The organism is Neptuniibacter sp. QD29_5 (assembly GCF_047778125.1).
Classification (GTDB): Bacteria; Pseudomonadota; Gammaproteobacteria; order Pseudomonadales; family Balneatricaceae; genus Neptuniibacter.
In genome coordinates this window covers 2165794-2189435 of the sequence record NZ_CP180556.1, presented here as the reverse complement: position 1 = coordinate 2189435, position 23642 = coordinate 2165794, and the positions used below count along the sequence as shown (strand labels likewise).

Here is a 23642-nt window from a genome sequence, read left to right as displayed (position 1 = left end):
TGCGAAGTTAGGTTTATACTCTAAGTTAATGTAGTGCGTTTAGCAGTACTACTCTTTTTCGTTAGTTAGCGAGTACAGCAAGTGACAACGTCTTTAAAAGAAAATTTATACAAAGAAACACTCCATAAAGGCTACGGTCAGGAATTTGATGTAGAGGAAGTGTTGTTCGAGCAACAAACGGATTCTTGGCATCTAATTATTTTCCGTAATCCCGTTTATGGCACTGTTATGGCGTTGGACGGGATCATTCAAACTACGGAAAGGGATGAATTTGTGTACCATGAAATGTTAACGCACGTGCCTATCTTGGCTCATGGGAATGCAAAAAGAGTTTTGATCATCGGTGGCGGTGATGGAGGTATCTTGCGTGAAGTTTGCCGTCACCAATCGGTTGAGCACGTTACGCAAGTAGAGATCGATCAAGCCGTAATCGATATGTGTAAAACATACCTTCCTAATCACTCAGCAGGTGCGTTTGAAGATCCGCGTGCCAATATCGTGATTGCTGATGGTGTTGAGTACGTTAATCAAACAGAAGAGAAGTTCGACGTTATCATCTCTGATTGCACAGATCCTGTAGGCCCTGGTGAAGTTCTGTTCTCAAGCCGTTTTTACGAAGGCTGTAAAAACTTGCTGACAGAAGGTGGAGTTTTTGTCGCGCAAAATGGTGTGCCTTTCCTGCAGCAAGATGAAGTGATTACGACACGTCGTCGCCTGAGCCCTTACTTCAAAGACCAATCTTTCTACACCGCAGCTGTACCTACTTATATCGGTGGTGTGATGACGTTGGCGTGGGGTTCTGATAATGAATCATTACGAAATATTGATCTTGCAGAGTTACAGAAACGCTATGACAACAGCGGCATAGAAACACGTTACTATAACCCGCAGATGCACTTAGGTTGCTTTGGCCTACCTCAGTATTTATTAAATGCATTAAAAGAGGCATGATGGCTAGAAGTACATCTAGTTAACTTGTTTTTTCGATAGCCGGTTGCCGTTAGGTGAACCGGCTTTTTATTTCTTACTAACCCTAGAAAGGAACAGATCAGCTTATGTCGCAGTTCGATCAGTATATTCGCCTTTCTGGGTTCTATTTCTTCTATTTCGCTTTACTAGGCGCTTTGGTTCCATATTGGAGCCTTTACCTTAAATCATTTCAATTTGATGCACAGACCATTGGTTCGCTGATGGCTTTGCTGCAATTATCCCGAATAGTAGCGCCTAATTTATGGGGCTGGATGGCTGACAGAAGCGGCAAGCGTGTCGAGATAGTCCGATTTGGCGCGTTAATGACCTGCATAATGTTTGTCGGTATCTTCTGGCAAACGACTGCCTTAGGGATTGGCTTGGTGATGTTAGGCTTTAGCTTTTTCTGGAATGCAGTACTTCCGCAATTTGAGGTAATCACCTTAAGTCAGCTTGGTAAAGAAAAAGCGCGTTACAGCCGTATCCGACTCTGGGGCTCTATTGGATTTATCGTAACCGTCGCAGGTATTGGTGCTTTACTTGATTATATTGATATCCGTTGGTTGCCTTGGATTCTGTTCGGATTAATGATCTTAATCTGGGTGAATACCTTGTTCATCCCGCCAACCACAGCTCAATCAGGTAATGCCAATATATCTGCAGATAATCGTGGTTTTATGCAGTTGTTGTTGCGTCCGCAGGTCGTTGTCTTTTTTATTATCTGTTTTCTTGTTCAATTTGGGCATGGGGCTTACTACACCTTTTATAGTGTATTGATGGTTGATGTTGGGTTTAGTCGATCAGAAGTTGGGCTACTTTGGGCTGTAGGTGTTATTGCTGAAGTGATCATCTTTATCTATATGCACTGGATGATACAGCGGTGGGGTATACGCAATATTATGTTAGTCAGCTTGATGCTCTGCGTCGTGCGCTGGTGGCTAATAGGTCTAGTCCCAGAAAACATTTGGATTATGCTATTTGCTCAAACGCTTCATGCCGCAACTTTCGGAACGCTTCATGCCGTTGGCATTGCTTTAGTGCATCAATATTTTACTGATAAAACACATGGGCAAGGACAAGCCTTATTCTCTAGCGTAGGCTTTGGCTTAGGTGGTGCTCTGGGCGCTTATGTCAGTGGCTTGTTATGGGATGACTTTGGCTCATTCACGACATTTTCTGTATCTGCTCTGGCTAGTCTGGTTGCAGTAGTCTTGGCTTTTGTTTGGATTTTTCCTAAGCGCCTTCAGTCTTGAAAAAGACAGATCATATGCCAAGTTCGGTGTATTTCTTACCCAGTGATTAAAGGCGCCCAAATTTAAAATCATAGAGATTTGGTTCAGTGTTTGGATTGCTGTTGCCTACAAGAAAGCATCAGTGCCCAAAATTCTGAAAAGTCATTTACGACTACGTCAGGTTTATAAGGGTAGCGCTCATTCCCCGGGAATATTTTATTTAACCAAGGCTGATCCCACTGAGCGCCGTTAAAGAATACGCTGGTGATACCGGCTGACTTAGCGGCAATTACATCGGTTGTGCTGTCTCCTACGTACCAGATGTCCATGCCTAGATCACAATTTAGATTGTCAGCTGCTTTAATAATCTGGTCTGTATGGGGTTTGCGTTGAACCGTATCATCGCCACAAATTTCGGTATCAAATAGATGCGCCCAACCATCATCGACCGTATTGAGTTCGTGAATAAAGAATTCGCGATCGCGATTGGTGATGACGCCAACGGTCAATCCCAGTTTTCTCAGGCCTTCTAGCATATTCCGAACTTTGGGTTCAAAGGGCAGGGCTGTTCCGTAATATTTTCGGTAATGCTCAGTAAAACCTTTGTGCGCGAGTTTCTTAGCAACTTCATTGTCGGCAAAGAGGATCTCGAAGATATCGGTTCTGGATATCTTGCGGTCGAGTTTTATTTTTGGGTGTAGGCTTAAATTTTCACGGACATATTGTACAAGTCGTTGATCATCGGGGGATTTACACTTTGCAGAATCTACTAAATGTTCAAGCAGACCCATATTACGGAGGTCTTTGAGCATATCATCCACTGCGTGATACATAGCATCCAGAGTATCTACAAGAGTGGCATGCCAATCAAATAGAACAACTTTAGGGTAGGTTAGATTCACGACAGCAGGGTGCCAGTCAGGTTCTTCCCTTTGTGGTTGAGGTTTTCTTGGTGGAAGGCGAGGAGGTCGTTGCTGTATTAATTCTGGGGTGGTAATGCCATTACGGCTTTGCAAAACGAGATCTAGTAACTCGTCAAAATCATCAATGATAATATCTGGGTCATATTGGTGGTGGGCCGATTCAGCAAAGACTTGTTCAAACCAGTGAGGGCTCCATAAGGCACCGTTATAAAAGACCCTTGTTACACCAGCTTTGGTAGCTGTCATCATATCGGTAACGCTATCGCCTACATACCAGAGATGCTGGTCGGCGAGCTCATCGACTGATTTACTCGCCTGAATCATCGAGCTAGGCGCGGGTTTATAGTGCAGCATCTCATCGCCGCAAAGTGTGACATCAAATAACTCTTTCCAACGGCCATTTTCAACAGCCTCTAATTCGGGTTCTAGAAATTCACGGCTACGGTTGGTAACAACACCGATCTTAATACCTAATTTCTTTAGATAAGTAAGGTACTCATACATGCCTGCTTGGAAAGGCTTTACGCTGCCGTAGTGGTTTCGATAGCAGTCATTGTAAGCTTTGTGCGCTATGGCATTGGCTTTGTCGTTATCACCAAACAAAACCTCAAATACATCGGTTCTGGATATACGTTGTTCTGCTAAAACTCGTGGATGCAGATGTCGATAGATACGGATATAACGGATGAGCTTTTCGTCATCTTCGGTTTTGGCTTTCTCTTCGGGCAGAATGTGTCGGGTGAGATTTAGCTCGTCTAATTGAGCAAGCATCTCTTCGATGGCTTGATACATTGCGCCGTGGGTATCGACAAGGGTGCCATGCCAGTCAAACAGCATGAGCTTAGGGTAGGGGAGTACAACGGTATCCATATCTGATCTCCTCAGCCAAAATTGAGGGTGGCATAGAAATCAGTATAGACAGGATATTGATTAATAAAGAAAAAACCCTTAACACTTTTATGCTGTTAAGGGCTTTATTATCTAGTGATAGAAGTGTTTATACAGCTGACAGTAACTTCTCTAGCTTGATCTGATCAGCTGCGAAGCTGCGGATACCTTGAGCTAGCTTCTCTGTAGCCATGGCATCTTCGTTCATCATCCAGCGGAATTCTGCTTCATTCAAAGAAAGTTTACCTTGCTCGGAAGCTGCGGATTCAGGTGCAAGTTTAGTTGGCAGCTCATCAGTGCTGTCCTCTAATTCTTGCATTAGGGCTGGAGCGATTGTTAAGCGATCACAACCTGCTAGCTCTTGGATCTCGCCAATGTTACGGAAGCTCGCACCCATTACGATGGTGTTGTAGCCATTCGCTTTATAGTAGTTGTAGATACTCGTTACTGATTGAACGCCTGGGTCGTTAGCACCCGTAAAGTCGCCTTCTTCGTTCGCTTTAAACCAGTCAAGAATACGGCCTACGAAAGGAGATATTAGGTAAACGCCAGCATCTGCGCATGCTGCTGCTTGGGCAAAGCTAAATAGCAGAGTTAGGTTACAGTTAATACCTTCTTGCTCAAGCTGACGTGCTGCTTGAATTCCTTCCCAAGTAGAAGCAATCTTAATCAGGATGCGGTCTTTAGAGATACCCGCTTCTTCATAAAGGCCGATCAACTTACGTGCACGTTCCAATGTTGCTTGCGTATCAAACGATAAACGTGCATCAACTTCTGTCGAGATGCGACCTGGAATGATATTTAGAATTTCACGACCGATCTCTACCGCAAGGCGATCAGTCATGTTGTCCAGTACTTCTTGCTCGCTACCGCCTTTTTCAGTCGCCCAGCGCTTAGCTGTCTCTAATAGAGCGCTGTACTGTGGAAGCTCAGCGGCTTTTAGCAGTAAAGATGGGTTAGTGGTCGCATCAACAGGTTTAAAGCGAGCAATGGCTTCGATATCACCGGTATCAGCAACAACAGTAGTAATTTCTTTTAGCTTTTCTAACTGACTTGTCATCTTTCTAGTAGTCCATTCTAATCTGGTACACGTTCCAGTGCTTCAAAGAGTACATCAATTGAAGCGCCAGGTTTATGCGCATTTTCGCTAATAAAGCGGCGGAATTGTTTACCGCCGCGTTGCGCGTGAAATAGCCCAAGCATATGCCGCGTGATGTGGTGCAGCGAAACACCTTCTGCTAACTGTTCTTGAATATACGGCACCATCGCTAGAGCAGCCCCTTTACGGCTGATCTTCTCATCAGGGCAGTTGTATAACTCGTTATCTACATCTGCCAAAAGATAAGGATTTTGATAGGCTTCGCGGCCTAGCATTACACCATCAACATGTTGCAAATGTGTGTGACACTCTTCGAGAGTCTTGATGCCACCATTGATATGCACTTCTAGATCAGGGAATTCCTGTTTTATTTGGTAAACCCAGTCGTATTTCAATGGCGGAATATCACGGTTCTCTTTTGGGCTTAGGCCCTGAAGAATCGCTTTGCGCGCATGGATAATAAATACATTACATCCACTGCCACGCACTGTCTCTACAAAACTGAGTAGCTCTTCATAGCTATCCATATCGTCGATACCAAGACGGTGTTTTACTGTAACAGGGATCTTTACTGCAGCTTGCATCGTTTCTAAACACTCAGCGACTAACTGCGGATGAGCCATTAAGCAGGCTCCGATCATATTGTTTTGAACACGATCGCTAGGACAGCCAACATTAAGATTCACCTCATTGTAACCATAATCCTCAGCCATCTTGGTACATTGGGCTAAATCGGCTGGGTTGCTGCCACCTAACTGCAATGCAACAGGTTGTTCCTGCGTGTTATAACGCAAAAAACGATCTGCTTCTGCATGGATCAAAGCACCGGTAGTCACCATCTCGGTATATAAAACCGCTTGGCGGCTCAAAATACGGTGAAAATAACGGCAGTGACGGTCCGTCCAGTCCATCATAGGTGCAACGGTAAAACGACGGTTTAGGTTATCTGTTGTAGAGGTCATTAAATGTGTAGATACAATCAAAATCGAAGAACAGAGGCGATTATATACTGTCTACCGATTTTGCGCTGCACATAGGTGGATTTTGTCCAACTATTTGTACGGAATCCAATGTAGAAGTGATAGCCTTAGCTTCTAAAGCTAGGCGATAAATTTAGGGAAATGACTTTACCATGAGCGATAAACCACAGGGTGCGACTGCCAAGAATACGGGTCTAAAGCGTTTTTATTATGCTTCTATCTATTCATGGCAGGGCCTTAAGGCCGCTTACATTCAAGAGCCCGCTTTTCGCTATGAGGTTTGGGGGAGTGCAGTGCTTATTCCTCTATCTTTTTTTGTGGCGCAAAGCCCTATGCAATTGGCGGCGTTAATCTGTACTTGCTTATTGGTGTTAGCTTTTGAACTGGTCAACAGCGCCATTGAAGCGGTAGTCGATCGTGCGGGCACTGAGTTTCATGAGTTAGCTGGGCTTGCCAAAGATTTAGGTTCTGCCGTCGTGATGGTCGCACTGATTATGGGTGGTCTGATCTGGGGGGCTGTTCTTTGGGAAAACTATTTATAGTTTCTCTCCTATTATCTATCGCCTAATTGATTTCTTAGTGGCTCGAAAAGGGCCGCTAAGTATATAATTGCCGCTATTCATTTTTATCAGATTTCCAAGGACACCAATGACGACCGTTCGTACCCGTGTTGCACCTTCTCCAACAGGTGACCCTCATGTAGGCACAGCCTATATCGCATTGTTCAATCTAGCCTTTGCTCGTCAGCATGGCGGTCAGTTTATCTTGCGTATCGAAGATACTGACCAAACACGTAGTACGGATGAATCTGAACAGAAGATTCTGGACTCGCTACGTTGGTTAGGTTTGGAATGGGATGAAGGTCCAGATGTGGGTGGTCCTCACGGTCCTTACCGTCAAAGCGAGCGTAAAGCAGACTATGCAAAATACGCGATGCAGCTGGTGGAAGAAGGCAAAGCGTTCCTTTGCTACCGTACATCTGAAGAGCTAGATGAGCTACGTACTGCTCGCCGTGCTGCAGGTGGTCATACTGCGCTTAAGCAAAGCGATCTTGCCCTTCCTGAAGAGGAAGTAGAAAAGCGTAAAGCAGCGGGCGCGCCTTATGTAGTGCGTATGGTTGTACCTGAAGGTGAAGGTGCCTGTGAAGTTGACGATATGCTTCGCGGTACAATTGAGCTGGAATGGGGCATGGTTGATGCTCAGATTCTGCTTAAATCTGATGGTATGCCGACTTACCACTTGGCAAACGTTGTAGATGATCACCTAATGGAGATCACGCACGTTATCCGTGGTGAAGAGTGGATCAACTCTGCGCCTAAGCACAAGTTATTATACGAATACTTTGGTTGGGATATGCCGAAGCTTTGTCACATGCCGCTTCTTCGTAACCCGGACAAATCTAAGTTATCTAAGCGTAAGAACCCTACGAGTATTCTTTACTATCAACGTATGGGCTTCTTGCCAGAAGCATTGTTGAACTACCTTGCTCGCATGGGTTGGTCTATGCCGGATGAGAGCGAGAAATTCACACGTCAGCAGATGTTCGATAACTTCGACATTCAGCGTGTATCTCTTGGTGGTCCAATCTTCGATCAAGAGAAACTAAGTTGGTTGAACGGTCTTTGGTTGCGTGAAGACTTAGATCCTGCGCAATTTGCTGCTAAGTATCAGGAGTGGGCACTAAACCCTGAATACCTGATGCAGATCGTACCGTTGATTCAACAGCGTGTGGAGAAACTGTCTGATGTCGCTCCACTTGCTAGCTTCTTCCTATCCGGCATGCTAGATATCACTGAAGAAGATTTTGCGCATAAATCATTGGAACTTGATGATATCCGCAAGATGCTGCAGTACTCAGTATGGTTGCTAGATACGGAAACTCAGTGGAATAAAGATCGTCTATTCGGTCAGTTTAAACAGCTTGCTGAAGCAATGGATTACAAAATCCGTGACTTCCTATTCCCATTGTTTATCGCGGTAGCGGGTACTAACCAGACTGTTTCTGTGATGGATTCTATGGCAATCCTAGGCCCAGATATGACACGTGCGCGTCTGCGTCACGCGGTTAATGTTCTTGGTGGTCCTTCTAAGAAAGAAGCGAAACGTTGGGAAAAAGAATACCGTGCACTAAGTGCGCAGATTGAAGGGTAATAGACTTACTCTGTAAGCGTCGAAGTCGGTTAAACCAGCTAGGTTCAGCCGGCTTCAGTTTTTATTCGCGCTTTTTCCTGCACTTAGCTGACTTCAATTGCTTTCAATCTTTCTTGACTCTGTTTTTTCGGCTAATTACTATAGCCAACACTTCATCTATGGGGCCTTAGCTCAGCTGGGAGAGCGGTTCGCTGGCAGCGAACAGGTCAGGAGTTCGATCCTCCTAGGCTCCACCAATTCTAAACGCCGACAGGTCAGCGGTTCGATCCCGCTAAGCTTCAAAACCACATTTTTTCTTGCTCTTATACTAACTAGGTATGAGTTCAGCAGGTGAGAGCATACCTGCTTGAATAGCGGTATGGATCAACTCAATATCAGTTTTGACCTCGAGTTTACTTTTGATGATGTAATAACTGTTCGCGACAGTTTTAGCGCTAATACAAAGCGTCTCAGCTACTTCATCTTTTGTTTTGCCGGCAATCATCATTTGAAGAATTTCAAACTCACGGGTAGACAGCTTGCTAAGGATAGCCGCTTCGCCTTGAAGGCTTTCTAGCGCCAAGGCACGTGAAACATCATCGCTGATAGCTAACTGACCATGTGTAATATCTTTGATCGCCTGTATCAGTAATTCGGGAGCGCTGCTCTTAGTGATGTAACCACGCGCACCGGCATCCACTGCTTTTTTGGCCATCGCGGGGTTCTGATGCATGCTAAAGATCAGAACTTGGGCTTTAGGGTCATACTGGCGGATTTGTAAAAGGGTCGCTAAACCACCTTTCCCCGGCAAAGAAAGATCTAAAAGAACGAGGTCAGGCGAATGTTGTTTATAGAGGGAATAAGCTTCTTCACCAGATCCCGCTTCAGCGATAATGTGGAAATTGGGTTCGCGGTTTAGAAGTGCTCTATAACCTTCACGGACAATTGCGTGGTCATCTACTAGAAGAATATTAACTGTGCTCATTGGATCCCTTTATTTCGCAGACAGGAATGCTCGCTGCTATTTTTAGTCCGCCTAGTGGTGATTTACTCAGCTCTAATTCACCATTAAGCGCATTAATCCGTTCTTTGATACCTAATAAACCATTCCCCGGTTTAATTAGCGGCTCAGGCTGAGTCATATTGCCATTATCTTGGATCGTTAACGTTAGATATTTATGATCTGTTGGGTAGTAAGTTAGATGTACTTCTGCAGCACTGGCAGAGGCGTGTTTAACAATATTGGTTAAACACTCTTGAATAGTCCTTAGGATATTTACGGCTATCGCTGCTGGAATACTGTTGATTTCACCCTCTAAAGTGATCGAGCAGTTTTTATCGAAGTGCTTGGTGTTCCAGTCTTGGATCATCGATTTTAGGTTTTCAGAGATCCCTAGCTCATCTAAGTCAGCAGGTCGTAACCGGAATAGTAAGTCTTTCACCAGCTCCATCATCTCTTCAGAGATCGTATTTACCTGCTTAACTTTGGGCGAAAGCTCCGGACATTGGCTATCGACTTCCAGTTGTAGGAAATGAGAGATTGCTCTGAGTCCTGTTAGGTATTGCCCCATATCGTCATGCAGCTCTCGACAGAGATAGCGCCGTTCATTTTCTTGGATATTGAGGAGCTTGTATGAGAGTTCTTTTCGGTCATCTATGGTTTCTTTAAGGCTGACAGCTAAGTTATTTATCGCGGTCGCGGTTTCTTGCCACTCTTTGATATGAGAGGGAGGAACTTGAGCACTTAAGTTGCCTTTCTGCATCTCATTCAATACCCGCTGGGTTTTTTTGACCGGCTTTAAAATACAGTGAAGGCATAGATAGAGCAGCAAACTAAGAATTCCGACGACAATGATAGAAAACTCCATCAGCGTCATGATGTTATTCCAGGCATTGTGCAACAAAATTGGTTTGCTAGGAGAAACAACAATGTCACCTTCAATGCCAATTTTTGAGGTAATTCTGGAACGTGTTTCCTCTGCTGAAGTGAACAGTGCTAGGTAGAAGCTTTCAAACCATAAAGGCCATTCATCCTCAGTGTAATCACCTGAACAGAGGCTACGTGCTACCTCGCCTGTATTAGTTTCAAAGGAAACGCAGAACCCAGTGAAGCCTGCAGAGTGCTTCCAGAGGAAAAAGTCAGGGAAGTGCTCTGGCGCCATTACATCGTTTTGAACTTTTAAAACCTGAAACTCGAGTTGTTGCTTTACGATGGCAGATATCTCTTGAGCATGTTTCCGTGAGTCTGCATCTGTCTTATATAAAGCTATAAATGCAGAGATTAATAGCGCAGCCATTCCCGAAATAGCAACAAGAGAAATTAGCAGAAAGTTAAGTTTTATCGACTTCATCAGTAAACAGAATCTTTGTCTTGGTATCTATGCCTTAAAAGAATGTTTCATATTGTAGGTAGATAACGTGTTTGTGTATCGGGCAATAAACCCGCCTTTTGTGGTCAAGTTAACGCTGTTGATTTTTAAAAGGAAAAGTTAGTTTAGTTCTATGCTTAAGTAATCAAAGTCGATCCTATTTTGATCGATTTATACAACATCATGCGTATTAAGGAATCACTTATGCGAGTGCCAAACCAGCTTTTAGGATTAATGCTTGGGAGTGTTTTATCCCAGATCGTGTTTGCCGATGATTGGGCAACCTACGGTAATGGTTTGGACAATCAGCGCTTTAGTTCTCTTTCAGAAATAAACCGAACAAATGTAGAAAAACTTCAGTTGGCATGGAAGTTTGATAGCGGTATTAAAGCGAGCTTTCAAACGAGTCCTATAAAAGTAGGTGATCATCTCTATATATCGACTCCTTTCAATCATGTTGTCGCGTTGGATGCCGGAACTGGTAAGCAGGTGTGGCGTTATGAGCATCCAAACCCGAAAAAGAAAAGTTGCTGTGGGCCAGCAAATAGAGGTGTAGCTGTAGCTAAAGGCAAGGTTTTTCAGGCGACAATAGATGGAAAGTTGATCGCATTAGATCAAACCACGGGCGAACTGGTCTGGAAGAACAAAGTCGAAGACTTAGAGCTTTCAGTTCAGGAAAGCGTCGATGGGTTGTTACAGGGGATGGATCTTGGTGGAGACGCAAAGATTACTGGTGGCACAAGCCATAGTTTCAATATGGCCCCTCAGGTTTACAAGGATATGGTAATCGTCGGTAGTACTGGGGCAGGGTATGGTTTACATCTCGATACTGAAAAAGGGCTAAGGGTTGTGGGTATTGGCGATGGTCGGACGGGATTACGTGGTTTTCTATCTGCCTTTGATATGGAGACCGGTAAGGAGCTATGGCGTTGGTATAGTGTTAATGGTGAGCACTGGGTTGGGGATTGGCAAGAAACTACGGTAAGTGGTTTAACGCTTAATCGTGATATTGCAAAGGAAAAAGCGGCTGCACAAAGGTTTAAACATAGTTGGAAGCTTGGTGGGGGATCTGTATGGACCACGCCAGCTATCGATGAAGAAACAGGGTGGTTATTTGCTGGAACAGGAAACCCCGCACCTAATATGGATAGTTCCACTCGACCGGGTGACAACCTGCATACCTCGAGTATTGTGGCGATTGATAGCAAAAATGGAGAGCTGAAATGGGCCTTCCAGCAAGTGCCACATGATCGTTGGGGATACGATGTTTCCAGCCCTCCGGTGCTGTTTGATACCGTTGTGGCAGGTGAGACTGTAAAAGCAGTAGGGCAAGCGGGAAAAACCGGTTGGTTCTACGTACTTAACAGAGAAACCGGTGAGCTGCTGTTTAAATCTGATCCTTTTGTGCCTCAAGTTAACTTATTTGCTGATCCAACTGAGGAGGGGGTAACCATTGCTCCGGGTATTGCAGGTGGTAGCAATTGGTCTCCAGTTTCGGTTAATCCTAATAAGCAGCAAGTCTATATTGCAGGTATTCATATGCCTGCAACCTATTACCGCAAACCTTTAAAACTGAATTCAGAGCTACCTTGGCAAACCTATAGCTATTTTGAGTTCGATGAAACTCAACATTATGGAACCTTAACAGCAATCAATTTAAATACCGGTCAAGTGAATTGGCAGAACAGAATGCGTTTGCCCATGCTAGGCGGAACCTTAGCAACTGCAGGTGGTTTGGTTTTCAGTGGCGAGGGGGATGGTGAGTTTTTTGCGGTAGATGCTACTACCGGTGAAAAGCTTTGGAGCTATAAACAGTCCTATGGTGTTAATGCGCCGTCGGTAAGTTATAGCCACAATGGTCGTCAGTACATCGCTGTTGCAGCAGGTGGGAATAAGATCGCTGGTTACCCCACAGGGGATAGTTTGTTGGTATTTAGTTTGCCTCTTGCAGCTAAATGAATTAGTAGTATTAGAGATTACTCATAATTGAATGTGTAAGGATGCTTAGTATGTACAATCCTGTGCAAAATAAAGTTCTGCTCTACTGGGCTTTATTATTTGGCGTGATTCTTTTTGGCTTCTATGTCGGCTGGGATCAAGGGGTGTTGTTGGAGATTATTCAGCAAGATCAAACCCGCGTCTGCATATTCATCTTAGTATTACTGGTAGGCATGAGCTGCCATTGTGCTTATCGTAGTTTTTATCTCTCCCAACAGTTTTCAATGTTGGATCATTATTACATTCGCCGCAAAGAAACGGGGATAACCCCCGAGGAAAAAGCATTTCCTGATGGTCTCTCTCTTTCACAGGATTACTTGTTCAATGTGTCTGATGAAGAGTTACATGACCAAAACGCTGATAAAGGGCTATTAGCGGAGCTACTTGTTGAAGGGGCTCGAGGTTCACATCAGGTTGGCTGGTTTGTTGTGGGAGTCATGGTTAAGTTGGGGCTCTTAGGTACGGTTATTGGTTTTATCATTATGCTGAGCTCAGTTTCTGGTTTGGAAAATCTAACGATTGATGATGTTAAAACCTTAATGCAGCAGATGACCCATGGTATGGGCATCGCCATGAGCACCACCTTGATTGGTTTAACCTGCAGCATGTTATTAAGTGTTCAATATCTTTTGCTTGATCGTATGGCTGATCGTTTTGTGGCTTTAAGCATCACCTTAGGTCAGCAAAAAAATAGTGCTGCAGAAAACGAGCCTGCGTCATGAAACTTTTTGGTCAGCGATCTAACTTCGAAATAGATCCGTTTACCGATCTGCTCTTCAACGCATTGCTGACTTTTACCTTTTTGTTTTTGGTTGCACTGTTACTGCTCAATCCGCCGGCAAAGTCGGGGATTATTGATCCCAAAGCTGAGTTTATTATTACGGTGAGTTGGCCGGATGGTAGCCCTAACGATATTGACGTTTGGGCTTTAGGTCCCAAAGGTGAAAAGGTTTACTACAAGCGGACACAACAAGGTCTGATGCATTTGGATCGAGATGATCGTGGCAACGCCAATGATACTCAGGTGATTGATGGGAAAACGATTACGAATCCAATTAATCAGGAGGTACTGACGATTCGAGGTCGGCCTCCAGGTGAGTACGTGATCAACCTTCATTACTTTAAAAGTGAGAATGACGAACCTGTTCCAGTGACCGTCTATCTGGCAGAGGTGAATCCAGTACTTAAGGTTATAAGTTACACCACTGAAACCTTGGCAGCTGAAAATGATGAGCTGACAGCCTTGCGTTTTACCCTGAATACGCAAGGCAAAGTAACCAATATTAACAAACTGCAGAAAAGCATTATTAAGGCGAATCAGAAATGAATGAAGAACTCCTAGTGCTGACATTGGCTTATGTGTTTTTAACGGCACTGTTATTGTTGGCGGTCATCAGTGGGCGATTGAAGTGGCCAGTTAAAGCCGGTTTAGTTGTCATTGCATTGTTTTTCTACGGTTGTAGCTACTTGGGGTGGAAGCAAAGTCAGGGCTGGCCGAGTCCTACAGCTTTGCCTGATAAGTTCCTGTTTCACTACGCGGTAATTGAAGAGCCGGATAAGCAAGCAAATAAAGAGGGTGATATCTACATTTGGCTTACCGATCTGAAAAATGATGAGCTGGACGAAAAGCCCAGAGCATTCCGGATCGATTATGACCAAGCGACCCATGGGGCTGTTGAAGAAGCTTTAAAGAAAACTAAAAGTGGACAGCCTCAGTTAGGGCAGCCTTCAAAGCGTTTTACTAAACCTTCAGATGCGAAACGCAAGGATGCTTTGGGGCAAAAATCTCCGCTGATCAATTTTACTCAAGTCCCTGATCCCGCTCTACCGGAGAAATAAACTGTGATTATGCGAATTACTTTTTTTCTGGCGAGCTTGTTATTAGCGGGCTGTAGCGCTGATATTCCTGACACAGATTATTTCCCTTTGCAGAAAGGTGTTGTGTGGGAATATCAGGTTAATGAGCTATTTGGCTCTCGAGAGAGCCAGCGTGAGTTTTCAATCGAAAATCTCGGAGAAACCCAATTTCAAGAGGGAGAGGTTTTTACTGAAGATACAATCAGTGTGCGTCATACCAGTGACGGCACCGATTACTATATTCTCAAAGATGATACAGGGGTTTATCGAGCTGCACGTCGTACATTGATTGAATACCAACCAAGGTTTGAAAAGTCTCTCGTTAGGATCTTACCCAATAATAAAGATCTTGAAGTAGGTCGCAGTTGGACCGTACCTACCAAGCCTTATGCTTTGCATGCGACTGCTTCCTTCGCAGTACCCGATCCACGTAAACGTGATATTAATTTACAGTTTGAGATTAAGTCGGTTACAGATACCGTTGAAGTTCCAGCAGGAACCTTTGAACGTTGTATCAGGGTTGAAGGGGCTACAGTGTTAACCCTCTATGTTGACCCTAAACTAGGGTATCAAGATATCCCGATTACACAGACTGAATGGTATGCCCCGGGCGTTGGTTTGGTGAAACTTGTACGAGAAGAGCCATTAAGTATGGAGTTATTCAAGGGTGGGGTAATCAGTTACGAATTATCTCGTTTTGATCCATAAAACAGTTTTCTTCTGAAACATGACTAATATGTTATGGTGGATAACATATTGAAACAGAAGGAAGTAAATCGTGGATATGGATCTAACTTCACTACAGACTCGTGTTATTGGTTGTTTGTTGGAAAAAGAGATAACGACACCCGATCAATATCCTCTGTCACTTAATGGCCTAACAACCGCTTGTAATCAGAAAAGTAATCGAGAACCTGTTCTGTCACTTGATGAGAGCGAAGTTCAAAACGTATTGGATGAGCTTAAAGAGAAACGCTTAGTGCGTGATGAGAGCGGTTTTGGTAGCCGTGTATCAAAATTTAAGCACCGCTTTTGCAACACTGAGTTTAGTGACCTTCAATTTACCGAGCAGCAGCTTGCTGTTATTTGTGTACTTTTCCTTCGTGGCCCGCAAACACCCGGTGAATTAAGAACTAGAACAAATCGCTTATGCGAATTTAAAGACGTATCTGAAGTGGAAGCTACGTTGACTAGTTTAGCGGATCACCCTATGGGTTCTTTGGTTCAGCGCTTAGCGCGTGAACCGGGTAAGCGGGAATCACGTTACGTCCATCTTTTCAGCGGTGCGGTTGAAGATGCTGATGTTGAAATAGCCGGAACGGATACTGACGATCACAATCTTACTTTGCAGCAAAGAATTGCAAGGCTAGAGCAAGAGGTCGCCGATCTCAAACAAGAGATTATGACGTTAAAAAATTCATCAGATATTAATTAAGTCTAAGCGACCACCGCTAATTCCCTTCAGGCTACCTTTATGATTTTAGGTATGTTCATTTTGTTTGCTTTCCTCATCTTGGGGGAAGCAATCAGCTATCTGCTGCAGTTACCTGTTCATGGTGCTGCAATCGGTATGTTAATGATCACGCTATGGTTGATGATCAGAGGTTCCGTAAGTGATGAACTTGCTACAGCAAGTCAGCAACTGATTTCCTCTCTGGTTCTTTTTGTCGTTCCTGGAGTTGTTGGCGTGTTCTTTTTAGGAGAGCAATTTAAAGGTGAATGGTTGAGCCTAGGGTTAGCACTAGGCGTGGGAACCTTGTTAAGTGTTTTGACATCCTTACTATTAGTTAAATTCGGTCGATTGGATCAAAGCCAAGATGACTGAATATTCACTATCAAGCCTGATACCGCACTTCCTTGAAGCGCCATTATTTGCAATCGGACTAACATTGTTTTCCTTTGTTTTGGGCGGCTATTTCTTCAAAAAAATGGGTAAGCCCGTTTGGTGTCCGGCAATGTTATTGACAGCCTCATTCTTGGCGCTGTTTTTATTTGGATTATCGATTAGTTACGAAGAGTACTACTCAGGGGCAAAGTGGTTATCTGTACTTATTGCACCAACCACGGTCGCTTTAGGTGTTCCTTTGTATCAGCAGAGCCATCATATCCGAGCTGCGTGGCGACAAATTCTGTTAACGGTACCCATTTCTGCCAGCTTAGCTGTGGTTTACGCTGTAATAATAGCTTTCAGCTTAGGTTCTAGTGATCAGGTGCTGGCTTCAATTGCACCAAAATCAGTTACGGCGCCAATAGCTATAGGTTTAACGGAACAGCTGGGTGGTTCTGTATCATTAATGATGGGTGGGTTATTAGCGACAGGCGTGTTTGCTGTATTTTTCGTTGATCTATTAGCTTTAAGATTAAACGTCACTGATGAGCGTTTAGTTGGCTTAGTGTTAGGCATCAACGGTCATGCCGTTGGCACTATCAGGGCTTTTGAAATCAGCCCTGTTGCCGGAGCATTCTCATCTCTGGGTATGGGATTAACCGGTATTTTTACCGCAATATTTTTGCCTTTTGTCTGGCTCTACTAATTTTAAGATAACGAACCTTTCTTAAACCGGCACTTGCCGGTTTTTTTATGTTTAGGTCGTTTTAGACGATTTTATAAAGATTTTTAAAGGTATAACTTTATGATTTTATTGTAAAAATTGTGACTATAATCAAAAGGCTGTATTTCCTTAACAAATCTGCCGGTTTTTTAAGTTTGATTTAAGACTGCTTGTTTATACTGCCAATAAAACTAGCGTAGATTTTGATCGGACCGACTCAATGTTGATACGAATTATTTTATTACTGTCCGTGCTTTTAGCACCTTTAGCACAAGCTCAAGAGCTAAGTGCGGATGAAGTATTAAAGCTAGTGAAAGATGGCAAAGTAATGCCTCTTGAAGAGATCTTATCGCTCCATCCAGAGATTAGTGACGCAAGATTATTGGATCTATCCCTCAGCCGCGAAGGTGAGGACAGTTATGTGTATTCGGTGGAAGTTATCAATAAAAGTAACTCTGTAGTGGAGTTTGAGATTGATGCAGTAACCGGTTTGTTCCTCCAAGAGCAGTTTGAAGAGTAGGGCTATGAAGATTTTATTAGTTGAAGATGAAATCGCACAAGTTGAAGCCTTAAAGCCGGTTTTAAAACGAAGTGGTTATGCGGTTGAAGAATCTTATGACGGTGAAGATGCGTTGTTTCGAATTAAAGAGGAATCATTCGATGCGATTGTTTTGGATCTTGGTTTGCCCAAGTGTTCGGGCTTAGAGGTACTTCAACAGATGCGTGCTCTAGGGGATATGACACCGGTTTTAGTATTAACCGCTCGTGATAGCTGGCAGGAGCGTGTTGATGGTCTGAAAGCAGGCGCAGATGATTATTTAGGTAAGCCGTATCACGCTGAAGAATTGTTAGCGCGTTTAGAGGCGTTGATTCGACGCTATTTCGGCAGAGCATCTCAAGTTATTTCGGTGTGCGGTTTGTCTCTGGATCCAGATACGCAGCAAGTGCAGGATAAGGATGGAAATTCCATTCAGCTTACGGGGATAGAGTTTCGGCTACTTAGATATCTGATGTTGAATCCTGGAAAGGTATTTTCAAAAGCTCACCTTAGCGAGCATGTCTACGAAGAAGAACAGATGCGAGACAGTAACGTTATCGAGGTTTATGTAAATAGACTCAGACAGCGTTTTGGCAAAGGGATTATCGAGACCCTTCGTGGTCAAGGTTACAGGTTAAAGGGCTGAGCCATGACTCGAGTGATCTCATTAGAGCAGCGTATTCGAAACCGATTATTACTGGTGGTCTTGCCGCTATTAATGGTCTTGGTTTTTATTATCGATCGCAGTGTTCACATTCTTGTAGATGATTTGGTGGTCAGTCGTCTTAAGCAGGATGCTGAAAGCTTGATTACATCTATTGATAAAAAAGGCTCTGCTTGGCATGTCGATGAAAAATATTTACCGACTGTGTACCAGCGTGTCCGCTCAGGCCATTACTTCATTTTAAGCTGGAACAAAGAGCAAATCCGTTCTCGATCTTTGTGGGATACCGTAATTGATGTTTCGGGGTTTTCTTCCGGTGATACAGAAGAATATCAATATTTCGAGAATGCAGGTGAAAGGTGGTTGGTCTATCAAGAAGCGTTCACCAAAAAAGGCCAAACCTTCAGTTTGTGGGTGGCTGAAGATATCACCTTGATTGAACAGAAACAGCGGTTCTATGAGTGGATCTTAGTTGCAGTCGCCGGGTTATCGATTTTTGGCTTTGTTCTATGGCAACGCTATGTCATTCGGACGGGTTTTAATCGCCTAGCTCCCGTTCAGGAGGCGATTGAAAACAATAAAAATACCGGTGAATTGAGCTTCCCTGAGGATGTCCCACAAGAGATATCTGGGTTGGTTGAGTCTATTCGAAAATTGGTGTCAGGCTCAGAAGAACAGTTGTCTCGTTCACGTATGGCGTTGGGTAATTTAGCGCACGAACTTAAGAAGCCTCTACAAGAATTAAAGATACATGCATCAATGTTGACTGATACTGCGCAGCGACAAGCCATAGATAAGAGCATTGAGCAATTGCATCGCCGAATTGATTCAGAATTGAGACGTGCACGTATATCTGGTGCGCCAATGCCGGGCTATCTGTTTTCGTTTGCAGAAGAACTACCTCACATAGAAGTCCTGCTGAACCAGATTCATGATAGGAAGCTGGCTTTATCCGTAAACAGTGAGCATGACAAGCTGCCTTTTGACAGAGATGACATGTTGGAGCTGTTAGGAAATCTACTAGATAACGCATGGAAGTATTCGCAGTCAGAAGTACGAATTACAGTACAGACGGATGGTAATCATTGGTTCTTTTATATAGACGATGATGGTGAAGGTATTAGTGAAAGTAAGATCGAACAGGCAAATAAGCGTGGAGTCAGGGTTGATGAAAACGAACATTTGCCTGGTCACGGCCTAGGATTGTCTATCTGTGAGTCAATCGCACGAGTTTATGAAGGAAGTCTAACTCTATCAGCCAGTGAGTTAGGTGGTTTACGAGTAAAAGTTGAGCTAGTTAAGAAGCTTTGATTAGGGGTTAAGGGTGATGAAACGAGCATTGATGGCAATGTTTTTTGTAGGGTACGCCGGAACCATCGCTGCCGGTAATGATATTGGCACTGTGGCTATCTACAGTGATGGAAAAGTAGAGAAGCTTATAGAAAAAGGCACTGGTTGGGAGGTTTGGGAAGATCAGAGAAAGCGATTATATAGACGATCAATTCATCCTGTTGTACCTGTTTTGAGTTATCAAAAGTATCCGGATCGCACTCAAGGCTATTCGCACACATTGAAGTTCGGATCGCCTGAAACTTTGATCCCGTTTGGAAAAGATGATGCAGCTGAGTTTGAAATGAATCGTCAAAGCTCTAAATCAGGCAACTCCATTCGGCATTGGCGTTGTACTTATCAAGGTGAAGGTCGCTTCAAGCTGAAAAAGAAAAAGTACAAAACCAACAAGTATAACTGTGCACGCTCGGTTTTTTGGAAAGAGGTGATCGCCAAGGTCAGGGAAACTCATGATATTGAATACGCTCCTGAATTAGGTCTGGTTGTAGAGCGAAAAGTGAGAGGCCGTTCTGGAAAAACGAAGCGAGTGGAATTGGAAGCCCTTTTAACACCAGAAAGAGCGACAGCAAAGAGAATATCCCGAATTGTTTACAAACTACGTAAACAAAAGTGAGGTGAAAAATGATTGATCTGAATCGTGTTAAAAGAAGCTATATCACGCGTAACGTTAACTTTGATGATGTTGCTGACGTTGCGGAAATGTTGCCTGAGACAGGAGATCTGTTATTAGCGAGAGTGGATCGTATTCGTCAGCACACCCGGATTGAAAATCCTTATGGACGCCGTGAGCACCTTTTTGTGGATGATCTGATTATTGTCGCTGCGGGTGATCGTTATGCCACGGATCAGTTTCATGCCAAATCCCCGGAGCAGTTAGGTAAAACTCAACTCGTTGCTGCCGGTGGTATTGCCGGAGATGTGATTAGTAAAAGCTCTCAAGTAAAAGCCGCGACTGAAATTACAGTTTTAGGGGTGTTAGTTAATAGCCAAGGGCAGAAAATTAACTTAGAGAACTACAGTACGCTTAAAGATGCTTATCTGCATCCATCGGCTAATGAAATGCCTGTTTTGTTGGTGGTCGGCAGTGATATGAACAGTGGTAAAACCTCAATGGCATCTTCGTTAATTAATGGCTTTAGCAAAGCGGGTTTTAAGGCCGCAGCTGCAAAATTAACAGGTACAGGGTCAGGGCCTGACTATTGGAAGATGGTTGATGCTGGTGCTTTTCAAGTGAAAGATTTTCTTGATGCGGGTTACCCATCCACAGTTAATCTAAGTGAAACAAAGTTAGTTCAGTTGCTTCAAAGATTAAAAATGGATGCGGTTCAAGCTGATGCGGATCTATTGGTTGTTGAATTAGCAGATGGGGTTTTACAGCCACAAAATAAAGCACTCATAGCGAATGGCCGTTTGCTTAAGGAAGTAAGCGCATCGATGATCGCTGCAGATAGCTCAACCGCCGCTGCATATTGTGCTGAAAAGATGATTGAAGCTGGATTCCCTATTTATGGCTTAGGTGGTTTATTCACTCGTGCAGAATTATGTGCGGATGAAGTACAAGATAGCCTTGGTTTACCTATTTATAGCTTGGATGCTTTGCGTAAAGTGAGCACAGCGAAGGCATTGATGGCTAGTTTGGAGAGGGATCATAGTTATGTTACCTCCTATGCTATCTAAACAACGTTGGAAGGGAATAGGTGGTTTGATCCTAATTGGATTGATACAGACTGCCTGTTTCCTAGGCTTGATGATCTTAGCTAAGGATCAGTTGGGCCACGAGCAGTTTTCTTTTGATCTGGTTATTACATCAATTGTGTTAGCTGCAATTTTCGGATTAGCGGCGGCCAGATATTGTGAACGTTATTTCGCTGAACGTATGGCCCAAGCTTATATCTGTGAGTTACGCAATACAGTTTATAAGCACACTTTGGCACTACCTGTGAGTGATGAAGCTCTTAACAGAGGTGGTACTTTATTGCGGTTGACTGGGGATATGACGCCTATTCGAAATTGGATGGTGCAAGGTATTGCTCCACTGCTTGTATTGGGAATTTGGTTATTAGCTGCATTTGTCGCACTCAGTCAGATTCATTGGACTTTGTTAGTAACAGCTTTTATACCGCTGGCTTTTGCTGTCTTAGGGAATTTTTATTTAGGTAAGGGCTTATATTATGCGACGGCGAGTGTAAGGCGTGAAAGAGGGCGTTTAATAAATGCGACTAATGAGCGATTAGCCCTCTTTAAATTAATCAGGTTGTTTAACCAATCTGGAAAAGAGCAGCGTAAGTTTTCTCGTAGTGCTGATCGATTAAAAACACGTCAGATGCGTAAAGCTCATGCGTCTTCTCTTATCAGAGGCTTTAACGAAGCAATTCTACTTATATCTGTGCTTGTTATCATGATGCAGGGGTTAAATCTTAGCCAGGAAGGACTTATTGCAGAAACTTATATTCCTGTGTTGCTCGTAGCATCTTTGTATCTGGTCAATCAGCTTAGAAGGCTTAGCCGCTTGTATGAGCTGTGGACCTTAAAAAAGGTATCCGAAGATAAGTTAGGGGCGTTTTTGCAGCGCGATATCGTAGGTCAGCAGAGCAAACGTCGATTACCTAAAGAGGCCTTTAAAGTTGAGTCAAAGGGGATGGCCGTTAAGCAGCGTTTCGGCTCAATCTCTTGTGTAATCAATGAACAAGATCGTTTGTTGTTACGAGGGGATCAAGGAGCAGGCAAGAGCTCGTTCATGGAGGCTTTAGCAGGACTTGCTCCAATTACGAATGGGAAACTCAGATTTTGCGGCCGAAGGAGTTCAGCGATTCATCCATCCATTTGGGCTCAAACGGTCTCACTTGTAAGTCCAGAACTTCCTCTACTGAAAGGAACGCTAAGTAGTAATCTTTTCTATGGTGCAAGGAAAAGGTCAGAAGAGTTTACAGAGCAGGTTCTAGCAACAACCGGTTTACAGGGATATTGCTCTGATGAAGGAAGCGAATTAAAAATCGGTGAGAGGGGGGCAAATCTGCCCAGCAATTTAAGGTTTAGGGTTCAGCTTGCAAGAGCTTTGCTAAGGCGCCCAAAACTATTGCTTATCGATTCTGATGTTGCGTTAAAAAGCCCTGATATTAGAAATATGTTGGTAGATGTGTTCAATCACTTTGATGGAGCCATTGTTATTGCCGAGGAGCTGGAGGAGTTAATAGCTCTGACTAACGGTGAGATTAAAGTTTCAGCAAGTGACGATGCTAAACCTAGTAATGTTGTTGAATTTCCAAGAGGGATAAATCATGAGCTTGCTTGAAACGCCTGCTCCAGGCACTGCTGTTCGTTGTATTTACCCGTCAGTTAAATCATTGCCTGCGCGGCTATACCGTCCAAAACAGCTGAAGGATGATACTCAGGTCATTGTTGCGGTGCATGGAATTTCTCGGCAGTACGATGATCAGTTGGAAGCTTTTAGAACGCTTGCTGATAAATTTGGCTGTTGGCTAGTGGTACCTGAATTTGAGAAAGGTGTTTTTCCACAATATCAGAAGTTATCTAAAGGCCCTTATATGCCACGTGCTGATATTGCGTTGAATACGCTTCTGATCGCATTTAGAAAACATGTGGGGTTGCCGGAATTTAAAATTAAATTGTGTGGTTATTCGGGTGGCGCACAGTTTGCGCACCGATATGCACTTTTCCACCCAAACAAAATAGCCTCGCTGGTGATATGTAGTGCAGGTTGGTACACCATTCCTAATCATGAAGATACCTACCCTTATGGGTTAAGAGACATACCTAAGTGGATGGGGAAAGCGCAATTAGACCGAATGCTAGCACTGCCTTTAATGGTGGCCGTAGGAGAGCAGGATACGGTGCGTGATAAAAGTTTAAGAACTGGGGCACGTGTAGATACAGCGCAAGGAATGAATCGCCTTGAACGTGCTCATACTTGGTTTAAAAAATTGGCTGAATTGAAAGGCCAATTATTAGATGTAACTAACCCACGTATTTGTGTTTTGCCCGAGCAGGGACATGATTTTGCGGGCAGTTTTTTTGCTAGTGGATTAAAGACTTGTATTGACCAGTTTTGGTCAGAATGTAATCGGAGATAAAG

At 43.7% G+C, this 23642-nt stretch carries 24 protein-coding genes and 1 tRNA gene; 20 read left to right on the top strand and 5 right to left on the bottom strand.

Annotated elements, in window-relative coordinates; all coding sequences use genetic code 11:
* The first annotated feature begins 81 nt into the window (after positions 1-81).
* Together speE and ACMXYR_RS10275 are read left to right on the top strand one after the other, a co-directional pair.
* Positions 82-951, top strand: a complete 870-nt coding sequence (gene speE / locus ACMXYR_RS10280; protein ID WP_415901483.1) for a polyamine aminopropyltransferase — start codon at positions 82-84, stop codon at positions 949-951.
* Positions 952-1055: 104 nt separating this feature from the next.
* Positions 1056-2222: an MFS transporter gene (locus ACMXYR_RS10275; RefSeq protein WP_415901482.1), complete on the top strand. Its 1167-nt coding sequence runs from the start codon at positions 1056-1058 to the stop codon at positions 2220-2222.
* An 83-nt stretch (positions 2223-2305) separates the two neighbouring features.
* Here ACMXYR_RS10275 and ACMXYR_RS10270 read toward each other — a convergent pair whose 3' ends face one another.
* From ACMXYR_RS10270 to dusA, 3 genes are all read right to left on the bottom strand, one after another.
* Positions 2306-3994: an HAD family hydrolase gene (locus tag ACMXYR_RS10270; protein WP_415901481.1), complete on the bottom strand. Its 1689-nt coding sequence runs from the start codon at positions 3992-3994 to the stop codon at positions 2306-2308.
* Positions 3995-4121: 127 nt separating this feature from the next.
* Entirely contained in the window at positions 4122-5072 is a 951-nt protein-coding gene (tal, locus tag ACMXYR_RS10265) for a transaldolase (RefSeq protein ID WP_415901480.1), read from the bottom strand.
* A gap of 17 nt (positions 5073-5089) precedes the next feature.
* Positions 5090-6073: a tRNA dihydrouridine(20/20a) synthase DusA gene (gene dusA, locus ACMXYR_RS10260; RefSeq protein ID WP_415898608.1), complete on the bottom strand. Its 984-nt coding sequence runs from the start codon at positions 6071-6073 to the stop codon at positions 5090-5092.
* A 170-nt stretch (positions 6074-6243) separates the two neighbouring features.
* Between dusA and ACMXYR_RS10255 the strand changes: the two genes are divergently transcribed.
* From ACMXYR_RS10255 to ACMXYR_RS10245, 3 genes are all read left to right on the top strand, one after another.
* Complete coding sequence (locus ACMXYR_RS10255) at positions 6244-6633, top strand: diacylglycerol kinase (protein WP_415898607.1); 390 nt, start codon at positions 6244-6246, stop codon at positions 6631-6633.
* 106 nt (positions 6634-6739) lie between these two features.
* Positions 6740-8242, top strand: a complete 1503-nt coding sequence (gltX, locus tag ACMXYR_RS10250) for a glutamate--tRNA ligase (protein WP_415901479.1) — start codon at positions 6740-6742, stop codon at positions 8240-8242.
* A 160-nt stretch (positions 8243-8402) separates the two neighbouring features.
* Positions 8403-8478, top strand: a tRNA-Ala gene (locus ACMXYR_RS10245).
* Positions 8479-8549: 71 nt separating this feature from the next.
* Here ACMXYR_RS10245 and ACMXYR_RS10240 read toward each other — a convergent pair.
* Together ACMXYR_RS10240 and ACMXYR_RS10235 are read right to left on the bottom strand one after the other, a co-directional pair.
* On the bottom strand, positions 8550-9206 hold the full coding sequence (locus ACMXYR_RS10240) for a response regulator (protein ID WP_415901478.1): 657 nt from the start codon (positions 9204-9206) through the stop codon (positions 8550-8552).
* Positions 9193-10572: a HAMP domain-containing sensor histidine kinase gene (locus tag ACMXYR_RS10235; RefSeq protein ID WP_415901477.1), complete on the bottom strand. Its 1380-nt coding sequence runs from the start codon at positions 10570-10572 to the stop codon at positions 9193-9195. The genes ACMXYR_RS10240 and ACMXYR_RS10235 overlap by 14 nt, the downstream gene beginning before the upstream one ends.
* 222 nt (positions 10573-10794) lie before the next feature.
* On the opposite strand from ACMXYR_RS10235, the gene ACMXYR_RS10230 reads away from it, so the two are divergent.
* From ACMXYR_RS10230 to ACMXYR_RS10160, 15 genes are all read left to right on the top strand, one after another.
* Positions 10795-12549, top strand: a complete 1755-nt coding sequence (locus tag ACMXYR_RS10230; RefSeq protein ID WP_415901476.1) for a pyrroloquinoline quinone-dependent dehydrogenase — start codon at positions 10795-10797, stop codon at positions 12547-12549.
* A gap of 50 nt (positions 12550-12599) precedes the next feature.
* On the top strand, positions 12600-13310 hold the full coding sequence (locus tag ACMXYR_RS10225) for a MotA/TolQ/ExbB proton channel family protein (protein ID WP_415901475.1): 711 nt from the start codon (positions 12600-12602) through the stop codon (positions 13308-13310).
* Positions 13307-13915 carry a hypothetical protein gene (locus tag ACMXYR_RS10220; RefSeq protein ID WP_415887703.1) on the top strand — a complete coding sequence of 203 codons (609 nt, stop codon included), beginning with the start codon at positions 13307-13309 and terminating at the stop codon, positions 13913-13915. The genes ACMXYR_RS10225 and ACMXYR_RS10220 overlap by 4 nt, the downstream gene beginning before the upstream one ends.
* Entirely contained in the window at positions 13912-14427 is a 516-nt protein-coding gene (locus ACMXYR_RS10215; RefSeq protein ID WP_415901474.1) for a hypothetical protein, read from the top strand. The genes ACMXYR_RS10220 and ACMXYR_RS10215 overlap by 4 nt, the downstream gene beginning before the upstream one ends.
* A 9-nt stretch (positions 14428-14436) precedes the next feature.
* Positions 14437-15153, top strand: coding sequence for a hypothetical protein (locus ACMXYR_RS10210; RefSeq protein WP_415901473.1), 717 nt, complete (start codon positions 14437-14439; stop codon positions 15151-15153).
* 76 nt (positions 15154-15229) lie between these two features.
* Entirely contained in the window at positions 15230-15880 is a 651-nt protein-coding gene (locus ACMXYR_RS10205; RefSeq protein ID WP_415903642.1) for a YceH family protein, read from the top strand.
* A 51-nt stretch (positions 15881-15931) separates the two neighbouring features.
* Positions 15932-16270 carry a CidA/LrgA family protein gene (locus ACMXYR_RS10200; protein WP_415901472.1) on the top strand — a complete coding sequence of 113 codons (339 nt, stop codon included), beginning with the start codon at positions 15932-15934 and terminating at the stop codon, positions 16268-16270.
* Positions 16263-16979 (top strand): LrgB family protein, encoded by a 717-nt coding sequence (locus ACMXYR_RS10195; RefSeq protein WP_415901471.1) that lies wholly within the window; start codon positions 16263-16265, stop codon positions 16977-16979. Before ACMXYR_RS10200 ends, ACMXYR_RS10195 begins: the two co-directional genes overlap by 8 nt.
* A gap of 238 nt (positions 16980-17217) precedes the next feature.
* Entirely contained in the window at positions 17218-17517 is a 300-nt protein-coding gene (locus ACMXYR_RS10190) for a PepSY domain-containing protein (RefSeq protein WP_415884135.1), read from the top strand.
* A 4-nt stretch (positions 17518-17521) separates the two neighbouring features.
* Positions 17522-18181 carry a response regulator transcription factor gene (locus ACMXYR_RS10185; protein WP_415887708.1) on the top strand — a complete coding sequence of 220 codons (660 nt, stop codon included), beginning with the start codon at positions 17522-17524 and terminating at the stop codon, positions 18179-18181.
* A gap of 3 nt (positions 18182-18184) precedes the next feature.
* Positions 18185-19510, top strand: coding sequence for a sensor histidine kinase (locus tag ACMXYR_RS10180; RefSeq protein ID WP_415901470.1), 1326 nt, complete (start codon positions 18185-18187; stop codon positions 19508-19510).
* Positions 19511-19526: 16 nt separating this feature from the next.
* A complete protein-coding gene (locus tag ACMXYR_RS10175; protein WP_415901469.1) occupies positions 19527-20162 on the top strand; it encodes a hypothetical protein in 636 nt (211 codons plus the stop codon).
* Positions 20163-20170: 8 nt separating this feature from the next.
* Positions 20171-21226 carry an AAA family ATPase gene (locus ACMXYR_RS10170; protein ID WP_415901468.1) on the top strand — a complete coding sequence of 352 codons (1056 nt, stop codon included), beginning with the start codon at positions 20171-20173 and terminating at the stop codon, positions 21224-21226.
* Positions 21204-22841: an ABC transporter transmembrane domain-containing protein gene (locus ACMXYR_RS10165; protein WP_415901467.1), complete on the top strand. Its 1638-nt coding sequence runs from the start codon at positions 21204-21206 to the stop codon at positions 22839-22841. Before ACMXYR_RS10170 ends, ACMXYR_RS10165 begins: the two co-directional genes overlap by 23 nt.
* Positions 22828-23640, top strand: coding sequence for an alpha/beta fold hydrolase (locus tag ACMXYR_RS10160; protein ID WP_415901466.1), 813 nt, complete (start codon positions 22828-22830; stop codon positions 23638-23640). The genes ACMXYR_RS10165 and ACMXYR_RS10160 overlap by 14 nt, the downstream gene beginning before the upstream one ends.
* Positions 23641-23642 lie beyond the last annotated feature (2 nt).